The following is a 9,854-nucleotide window of genomic DNA, read 5'->3' on the forward strand; positions in this document are numbered from 1 at the left end:
CCTGGGGGCGAATACCCAGGTCACTATCGGTGCCAACAGCATCACCCTGGTGGGCGTGGCGGATGCCACAACCGTAACCCAGGCGGACTTCATTCTCGCCGGTTGAGGGACAGTTTCGACAGTTCGTTGACGCACAGAAAGGGGCGAAGCACGTGCGGCTTTGCCCCTTTTTCATGCCCGCAGAAACTCAAAACCCCGCTCTATTCCGGCCTTCCTAGTAGCTATGTCGATTTCTTGGTGCGTACGTGCATCATTTCGCGTTCTTCCTGCAAGAAAGATGCCTCTGAATTGCCCGGATTTCCCACTTGAGTCAACGGTTGTAATCCTCTGATAAGTGGGTTGATGGTATTGAACCGCTCTAGCACGCTGCTTTCGGCCGTCAGGAGAAGAGCGTGCCAGGGCAGCTGGAAGCGTGCTACCACATGTCGAGCGACTTCGGTTCGCTGATTTATTTAAGTTACATTTTAAAAATCAGATACTTATCTTATTTTTACATTTAGAAACATGTGTCGACGATTTATTGACAGTACAGGTGGCCGGGGCTTTAGTCAGGGGTGTGTACGAGCATGACTGTTTTTTGGCACGTAGAGGCGTTGAGGGACGTCGCTGCGGAGCCCGCCACAAGAGTGCTAGGGAGAACACCGTAATGAGCATCGATTCAGTCTCGCGCAGTGGGCCTACCGGCCCATCGACCTGTGGTGCCGCCCCCCGGGTTCGTTTCCACGGACCACCTCACGCCTGAGCAGCGGCGCCGCCTTCGCTAGCGGCGCTGAGAGGGACAAATCCATTCAGTCGGTACTGAGCCACTTCCAAGGCTTGGAGGGTTCGGCTGCGACTGCGATTTGCCCGGCTTGATCGCTTTCCATTGACGAAACGTGGAATCGCACCCGCGTGGGCGTGATTCGGCCTGACTGATTGCTGTCGCATTGAGGAAAAACACCATGGCCACATACATCAAATCTGACCTCGAGTTCATTCTCCAGCAGATCCTCATCTCTGAAGCCCATGCGGCCGGCGAGGATTTGTCGGCATTGCTGCCCAACTCGCAAGTGCCCTGGGGACTCAGGACAGTGGATGGCTCCTTCAATCATCTGGTGCTGGGGCAGACCGAGTTCGGGGCTGCGGACAATCTGTTCCCGCGCATGCTCGATCCGGTTTTCCGCATTGCAGAGGACGGAACGTCCTATACCCAGACCAGTGGCCTGGTGATCGACTCGCAACCGCGGACCATCAGTAACCTGATCGTCGACCAGACCGCCAGTAACCCGGCAGCGGTGGAAGCCAATGGCGGTGCCGCCCCAGTGCTGAGCCCCGGTCTCGACGGTATCTTCGGGACGCCAGATGACCAGGAAGTGTTCTTCATCCCCAACACCACGCCGGATGAAGGTCTTTCTGCGCCATTCAACTCCTGGTTCACCTTCTTCGGCCAGTTCTTCGACCACGGCTTGGACCTGGTCACCAAGGGGGGCAGCGGCACCATCTTCATTCCGTTGCAAGAGGACGATCCGCTGTTCGATCCGACCAGCCCGACCAACTTCCTGGTCCTGACCCGCGCCACCAACCAGCCGGGTGCGGATGGTGTACTGGGTACCGAGGACGATATCCACGAGCACACCAACACCACGTCCCCTTTCGTCGACCAGAACCAGACCTATAGCTCGCACCCCTCGCACCAGGTATTTCTGCGCGAATATGTGACGACGGCCAATGGCCCGATGACGACCGGCAAGCTGATCACCAATCGTGATCTGGTCAACGGCGTATTCGGAGATGGCGATGACGTGGACCTGGGCGGCATGGCTACCTGGGCGACCGTCAAGGCCCAGGCCCGCGATGTTCTTGGCATCAATCTGACTGACGCCGATGTCGGCAACATTCCGCTGCTGGCCACCGACGCCTATGGCAACTTCATCAAGGGACCCAATGGCTACCCGCAGGTGGTGATGAGCGATGGTGCCGGTGGGACTTTCCTGGTTGAAGGCGATCCGACCGCCAATGGCAGCCAGGGCATCAGCTTGGCCAACGCCGTGCGCACGGGCCATGCCTTTCTGGATGACATCGCCCACAGCGCCAACCCGTTCAATAGCCAGACCGGCGCGTTGCTCGGTGCTGACGCGGACGCAGTGGCCGGTACCGATGACGGCAATGCCGCTACCTACGACAACGAACTGCTGGACGCCCACTACATCGCCGGTGATGGTCGGGTGAACGAGAACATCGGCCTGACCGCTGTGCACCACGTGTTCCACTCCGAACACAACCGGCTGGTGGAGCACACCAAGCAGGTGATCCTGGATTCCGGCGACGTGGATTTCCTCAACCAATGGCTGCTGGTTCCCGTTGTAGGACAGATTCCCGCCGATACCTCCACCCTGGTATGGAACGGTGAGCGCCTGTTCCAGGCCGCCAAGTTCGGCACCGAGATGCAGTACCAGCACCTGGTATTCGAGGAATTCGCCCGCAAGGTGCAGCCGAACGTCGATGAGTTCCTGGCGCCTACCGGTTTCGATGCCAGCATCGATCCATCGATCGTCGCCGAATTCGCCCACGTGGTGTATCGCTTCGGTCACTCCATGCTGACTGAAACCATCGACCGCCTGGACCCGAACTTCGTCAACAGCGAGATCGGCCTGATCGCCGCCTTCCTCAATCCCCTGGCGTTTGCCGAGAGTGGTGCGGATGCGGATGCAGCCGCTGGCGCCATCATCCGTGGCGTGACCCGCCAGCAGGGCAACGAGATCGACGAGTTCGTTACCGAGGCGCTGCGCAACAACCTGCTGGGTCTGCCCCTGGACCTAGCGACCATCAACATCGCTCGTGGTCGGGATGCCGGCATCCCGTCGCTCAACGCTGCGCGCCGCGAGTTCTTCGAGGTCACCGGGGACGCTCAACTGGAGGCCTACAGCAGTTGGGTGGACTTCATGGGCGGCCTCAAGCATGAGGCGTCCCTGATCAACTTCATCGCCGCCTACGGCACCCACTCGACCATCACCAGCGCTACCACGCTTGATGACAAGCGTGCCGCGGCCATGGCCATAGTGCTCGGCACTGGCACCAATGTTCCGGCAGACCGTCTCGACTTCCTGCACAGCACCGGGGCCTGGGCCAGTGGCGCCAATGGCGTGACCACGACTGGTCTGGACCTGGTGGACTTCTGGATTGGTGGTCTGGCCGAGAAGCAGATGCCGTTCGGTGGCCTGTTGGGTTCCACCTTCAACTTCGTGTTCGAGACTCAGTTGGAAGCCCTGCAGAACGGCGACCGCTTCTACTACCTCGGCCGTTTGGCAGGACTCAACTTCCTCACCGAGATGGAGCAGAACTCTTTCGCCAAGATGGTGATGCGTAACACCGACGTTGATCGACTACCGGCGGATATCTTCTCTACCCCTGGTCTGATCCTGGAAGTCGACCAAACCCAGCAGTTCAATGCGGGTATCGTCAACAACCCTGGTGCTGACGGCATCCTGGGTGATGACCCCACCACACTTGTGGATGAAAGCGCCGACGACATCGCGACGCCCAATGAAGACCCGCTGGGCGATAACGTGCTCGTTCCGCTGGTGATCCGCGACAACCCGGCCACTCCGGAACTGGACACCAACTACCTGCACTACACCGGTGACGAGCACGTGGTGCTGGGTGGTACGGACAATGCCGACATCCTGATCGCCAGCATTGGCGACGACACCATTTGGGGTGATGGCGGCAACGACCGTATCGAGGGCGGTGACGGCGTGGACAGCCTCAATGGCGGCGCCGGCGACGACATCATCACCGACATGGGCGGCGACGATAACATCAAGGGCGACGACGGCAACGACGTCATCCATGGCGGCAACGGCTTCAACCTGATCCTCGGCGGCGCCGGCAATGACTTCATCATCACCGGCGAAGACGTCTCGGAAACCTTCGGTGGTACCGGCAACGACTTTATCTACGGCGCCAAGGGCAACCTGCAGACCGCTGGTAACGAAGGTGACGACTGGATCGAGATCGGTACCCAGGACGGTGCCCCCGGTGACAACTTCTCGCCCTTCGCCCTGGATGAAGTGGCCGGCAACGATGTCTTTGTCGGCGGCGGTGGCTTCGACGAGATGATCGGCGAAGGCGGTGACGATATCTTCTTCGGTTCCGAAGGTGCCGACCACTTCGACGGCGGTTCCGGCTTCGACTGGGTCAGCTACAAGTTCGACCCCTTCGGCGTGCTGTCCGACATGATCGTCGACGACTTCTTCGAGCCGCCGGTACCGGCCTCCAACGCCGGTATTTTCGACCGCTTCGCCTTCGTCGAAGGCCTGTCCGGTTCGCAGTTCGGTGACATCCTGCGCGGCGACAACGCCGACGCTGCCGAGATCGCCGAGAACGGTCCGCTGGGCAGCGTCCTGAACCAGGCCGGCATCGATCTGATCGCCGGGTTGCAGGAGTTCCTTGGCGCGGGCGTCACCTCCTTCGGTGCTGGCAACATCATCCTCGGCGGTGGCGGCAGCGACATCCTCGAAGGCCGTGGCGGTGATGACCTGATCGACGGTGACCGGGCACTGAACGCCTATGTCAGCGTGCGCGATCCCAACGACCCTAACCTGGAAATTCGCCGCGTCGACAGCATCGGCGCGCTGATTCCCGACATGCTCTCCGGTGCGATCAATCCCGGGCAACTGGTCATCGTTCGTGAAGTCGTCCAGACCGCCGGCTTCAACTACGACACGGCGGTGTTCACGGGCAACTTCGAAGACTACGACATCAATATCAACAACAACGGTACGACGCTGGACTTCAGTGATGACGTGATCACTGTCACCCACCTGGAGGTGGACCTCGACGGTAACACCGTCATCGGTGCGGATGGTGTGGACCGGTTGACCGGCATTGAGCGGCTGCAGTTCAACAACCTATCCGTTGCGCTAGTTCCCGGGCTCAACGAAGGCCCCACAGGGCAGCTACAAATCGATAACAACAACCCGCAGAATGGCCAGGTACTGACAGCGTCGGCACTATTGGTGAGCGACGCGGACAACGTCGCCTCCGGCGGCGATATCACCGGCCCCATTGCCTACTTCTGGCAGGCTGAGACCGTTGCCGGTTCCGGTATCTTCCAGGACATCGTCACCGAGGCCGGCGAGCGGCCTGAATCTGCCCAGCGCGACAGCTTCCGTGTGACCGCCGACCTCGACGGCCTGGCCCTGCGGGTGCGGGCGGTCTACAGGGACCAGAACGGCGTGCTGGAGACCGTCTTCTCGGATGCTACCGCTCCGGTGGATGGCACGGTGGTTGTCGCACCGCCGCCGGCTGTGCCGCAGGAAGACTTCGTCGCCAGTCCTGGCGTGCATATCATTCGTAGCGACCTGCAGTTCATCCTCGACCAGATCCTTATCTCCGAGCGCCATGCCGCTGGCGAGAATCTGCTGGATATCGTGCCGAACTCCCGTGGCGCCTTTGGTCTGCGTACGGTGGATGGATCCTTCAACAACCTGGTGCCGGGTCAGGAGAACTTCGGTGCGGCTGACCAGCCCTTCCCTAACCTGGTTCCGCCAGTGTTCCGTGACGATCAGGATGGCGACAGCATCGACCTCAACGGTCCCGCCCCAGGCGGTGTGCTGACCAACACCGACTATGGCGCCCCTGGCGATGTGGCGGATGCTGATCCGCGCACAATCTCTAACCTGATCGTCGATCAGACCATCACCAACCCGGCAGCCGTGCAAGCGTACGTGGATGCCGGTCTGGGAACGCTGGATGCCAATGGCGTGCTGCTGGATCTGAATGGTGTACCGATCCCGGGTGGACAGCCCCTGTTCATCCCCAACACGGCACCTGACGAAGGCCTGTCTGCCGGCTTCAACTCCTGGTTCACGCTGTTCGGCCAGTTCTTCGACCATGGCCTGGACCTGGTGACCAAGGGCGGCAACGGCTTCGTCTTCGTGCCGCTGCAACCGGACGACCCCCTCTTCGTTCCGGGGGGGACCTCCAACTTCATGATCCTCACCCGCACCAGTACTGACTCTCCCGGGGAAGATGGTGTCATGGGGACCGCGGACGACGTCATCGGCGGCGGGCCGCTCAACACGACCACGCCGTTCGTGGACCAGAACCAGACCTATACGTCCCATGCCTCGCACCAGGTATTCCTGCGCGAGTACGAGCTCAATGCCGCTGGAGATCCGGTGGCGACGGGCCGCATGCTCGATGGCGTCGGCGGCCTGCCAACCTGGGCAGAGGTCAAGGCCCAGGCCGCCCAGTTCTTGGGTATCCAGTTGACCGATGGCAACATCGGCAATGTCCCGCTGCTGGCGACCGACCTCTACGGCAAGTTCATTCCGGGCCCGAACGGGTTCGCGCAGATCGTCACTCTGGAGGACGGCGATATCGTGCTGGTGGAAGGTAATCCCACCGCCAACGGCGGGCTGGGTATCACCATTCCGGGCAATGCCCTGTTCACCGGGCATGCCTTCCTGGACGATATCGCCCACTCCGCCAACCCCTTCAACAGCCAGACCGGCGCGTTGATGACGGCGGATGGGGATACCGATCTTGGCAACGCACCGCCGGCAGGCACATTCGACAACGAACTGCTCGACCGCCACTTCATCACCGGTGATGGGCGTGGCAACGAGAACATCGGCCTGACCTCGGTGCACCATGTGTTCCACGCCGAGCACAACCGCATGGTCGATCAGATCAAGGCCGTGGTGCTGGCCAGCAACGATACGGATTTCATCAGCAACTGGCAGAATGCGGACGGCAGCTGGAATGGCGAGCGTCTGTTCCAGGCCGCGCGCTTCACCACTGAAATGCAGTACCAGCACCTGGTGTTCGAGGAGTTCGCCCGCAAGGTGCAGCCGCAGGTGGATGTGTTCTTCAACGCCACCCAGGTCTACGACACCGCGATCAACCCGGCGATCGTCGCCGAGTTCGCCCATGTGGTGTACCGCTTCGGCCACTCCATGCTCACCGAGACTGTGGACCGGTTGAACCCGGACTTCACCGACGCGGGCAGCATGGACCTGATCGATGCCTTCCTGAACCCGCTGGCCTTCAACAATAACGGCGCCCTGTCGGCTGAGGAGGCTGCCGGCAACATCGTCCGTGGCATGACCCGCCAGACTGGCAATGAAATTGACGAGTTCGTCACCGAGGCACTGCGCAACAACCTCCTCGGATTGCCGCTGGACCTGGCCACCATCAACATCGCTCGCGGCCGTGATACTGGCGTCCCGACGCTCAATGCGGCGCGCCAGGACTTCTACAACGCCACAGGTGACAGCCAACTGCGGCCGTACACCAGTTGGGTCGACTTCGCCGCGCATCTGAAGCACCAGACGTCCATCGTCAACTTCATCGCGGCCTATGGCACCCACGCCGAACTGCAGGCGGCTGATGTCGACACCACGGCCGATAAGCGCGCGGTGGCCTTCGCCCTGGTATTCGGTGGCGACGCGATCATCAACGAAGGAGAGGCAGGACAGCGTACCTTCACCGCCGACACCGCGGATCGTCTGGCCTTCCTCAACGGCCCGGCCGCCACGACCGGTGTGAATGACATCGACCTGTGGATCGGTGGCCTGGCCGAGCGGCAAATGCCCTTCGGTGGCCTGCTGGGCTCGACCTTCAACTTCGTGTTCGAGAACCAGATGGAGAAACTCCAGGACGGCGACCGCTTCTACTACCTCGAACGCACGGCGAGCATGAGCTTCCTCACCGAGCTGGAAAACAACTCCTTCGCCAAGATGGTGATGGCCAACACCAACGCGATCCACTTGCCCGGCGATATCTTCTCCGACCCAGGCCTGATCCTGGAGGTGGACATTACCCGGCAGTTCAACGCGGACGTGGTCAACCCGGGTGCTGATGGCATTCTCGGTGACGACCCCACGACTGTGGGTGTCGACGAAAGCCTCGACGACGTCGCGGCTCCTGGCGAAGACCCACAGGGTGGCAGCGCCTTGCTGCCCTGGGTGATTCGTGACAACCCGGTCAATACCGACAATGTCGCCACACCGTTCTACAACGAGGCGAACACCAACTACCTGCGCTACACCGGTGATGAGCACGTGGTGCTGGGCGGTACCGACGGCAACGACATCATGATCGCCAGCCTCGGCGACGACACGATCTGGGGCGACGGCGGCGCCGATCGCATCGAAGGGGGGGACGGCAACGATCTGATCCGCGCGGGCGATGGCGACGACATCATTACCGATCGCGGCGGCGACGATAACATCCAGGGCGACGGTGGTAACGACGTCATCCATGGCGGCAACGGCATCAACCTGCTGCTGGGTGGTTTCGGCAGTGACTTCATCGTCTCGGGCGAGGACGCCACGGAAATCTTCGGTGGCGTCGGCAACGACTTCATCCTCGGTACCCGCGGCAACGAAGCGCAGTTCGGCAACGAGGGTGATGACTGGCTGGAACTGGGCGGCCCTGACGGCAACGCCGGTGACAACTTCAACGAGTTCGGCCTGGATAACGTGCCCGGCAACGATGTCTACATCGGCGAGCGCGGCATCATCGACCGCATGGACGGTGAAGGCGGCGACGACATCATGCTCGGCAATGGTGGCGAGGGTGACCGCTACGTCGGCGGCTCCGGCTACGACTGGGCGGTGTTCCGCGACGATCCGCAAGGGGTGAACATCGAGTTCGACCTGCGGGCCTTCGACGAGACACCGGTAACCCCGTCGACAGCGTCCCTGCTGACCCGCTTCGAGTTCATGGAAGGCCTGTCAGGCTCGTCTCACAGCGACATCCTCAAGGGCGATGATCGCGATGCAGCGGCCATCTCCACCTCGGGCGTGAACGGCAGCATCCTGACCAACATCGGCCTGATCGCCGGGTTGCAGGAGTTCCTGGGAGCAGGCGTCACTTCGTTCGGTGCCGGCAACATCATCCTCGGCGGCAGCGGCAGCGACATCATCGCGGGACGCGGTGGTGATGATCGGATCGACGGTGATCGTTCCATGACCGTCTACATCGCCGTGCATCAGAACCCCGACGGCACCGGACCCGTGATCGACACCGCGTTCAGCATGACCGAACTGGTCCACGACATGCTCACCGGCCGCTACAACCCCGGCCAGTTGGTTGTCACTCGCCAACTGCTCGCTGGCAATGGCGCGTTCAACTACGACACTGCCGAGTTCGCCGGCAACCGCGCCGACTACACGGTGCTCAATAACGGCGATGGCACCTGGACCGTGACCGACACCGTCGATGGACGCGATGGTAGCGACCGCCTGAGCGGCATCGAGCGCTTGCAGTTCAACGATGTCAGCGAGGCGCTGGTGGTTGGTCTCAACAGCGGACCGGTGGGCTTGGCATCGATCAGCGATGCCACGCCTGAAGTGGGCACTCGCCTGTTGGCCTCCATCGCCGGTGTGACCGATGCCAACAATGTCGGCGGCACCGTCACCGGGCCGGTGTCCTACTACTGGCAGGCTGACGTGCGTGGTGACGGCATCTTCGAGGACATCATCATCGAGAACGCCGGCGCCGAACTGGCCCGCGCCACCGGACCGAGCTTCCTGGTCACCGCCGCCCAGGCTGGGCTGGCAATGCGCCTGAAGGCTATCTACAAGGATGCCAACGGGGTGCTGGAAACCGTCTACTCGGCGGTGACCGCACCGGTCTCGGCTACCCAGGTCAACGATGCGCCGACCGGCGCCCCGGTGATCAGCGACACCACGCCGACCCAGGGTCAGGTCCTGACGGCGACCCGTGGCACGATTGCTGACCCGGACGGCACCACCACCTCGGTGTTCAACTTCCAGTGGCAGTCCTCCGCCAACGGCACGACCTGGACCAACATCGGCGGTGCCACCGCTGCGAACTTCACCCCCGGCGCAGGGCAGGTTGGG

Annotated in this window: 1 protein-coding gene; it reads left to right on the forward strand. The window is 61.8% G+C overall.

Annotated elements, in window-relative coordinates; translation table 11 throughout:
• Positions 1–941: 941 nt before the first annotated feature.
• Positions 942–9,854: peroxidase family protein (locus AAHM40_RS26765; protein WP_342247403.1), on the forward strand; the 8,913-nt coding region annotated here is incomplete at its 3' end.

It is taken from the genome of Pseudomonas sp. OTU5201 (genome assembly GCF_038440135.1).
GTDB lineage: Bacteria > Pseudomonadota > Gammaproteobacteria > Pseudomonadales > Pseudomonadaceae > Metapseudomonas > Metapseudomonas resinovorans.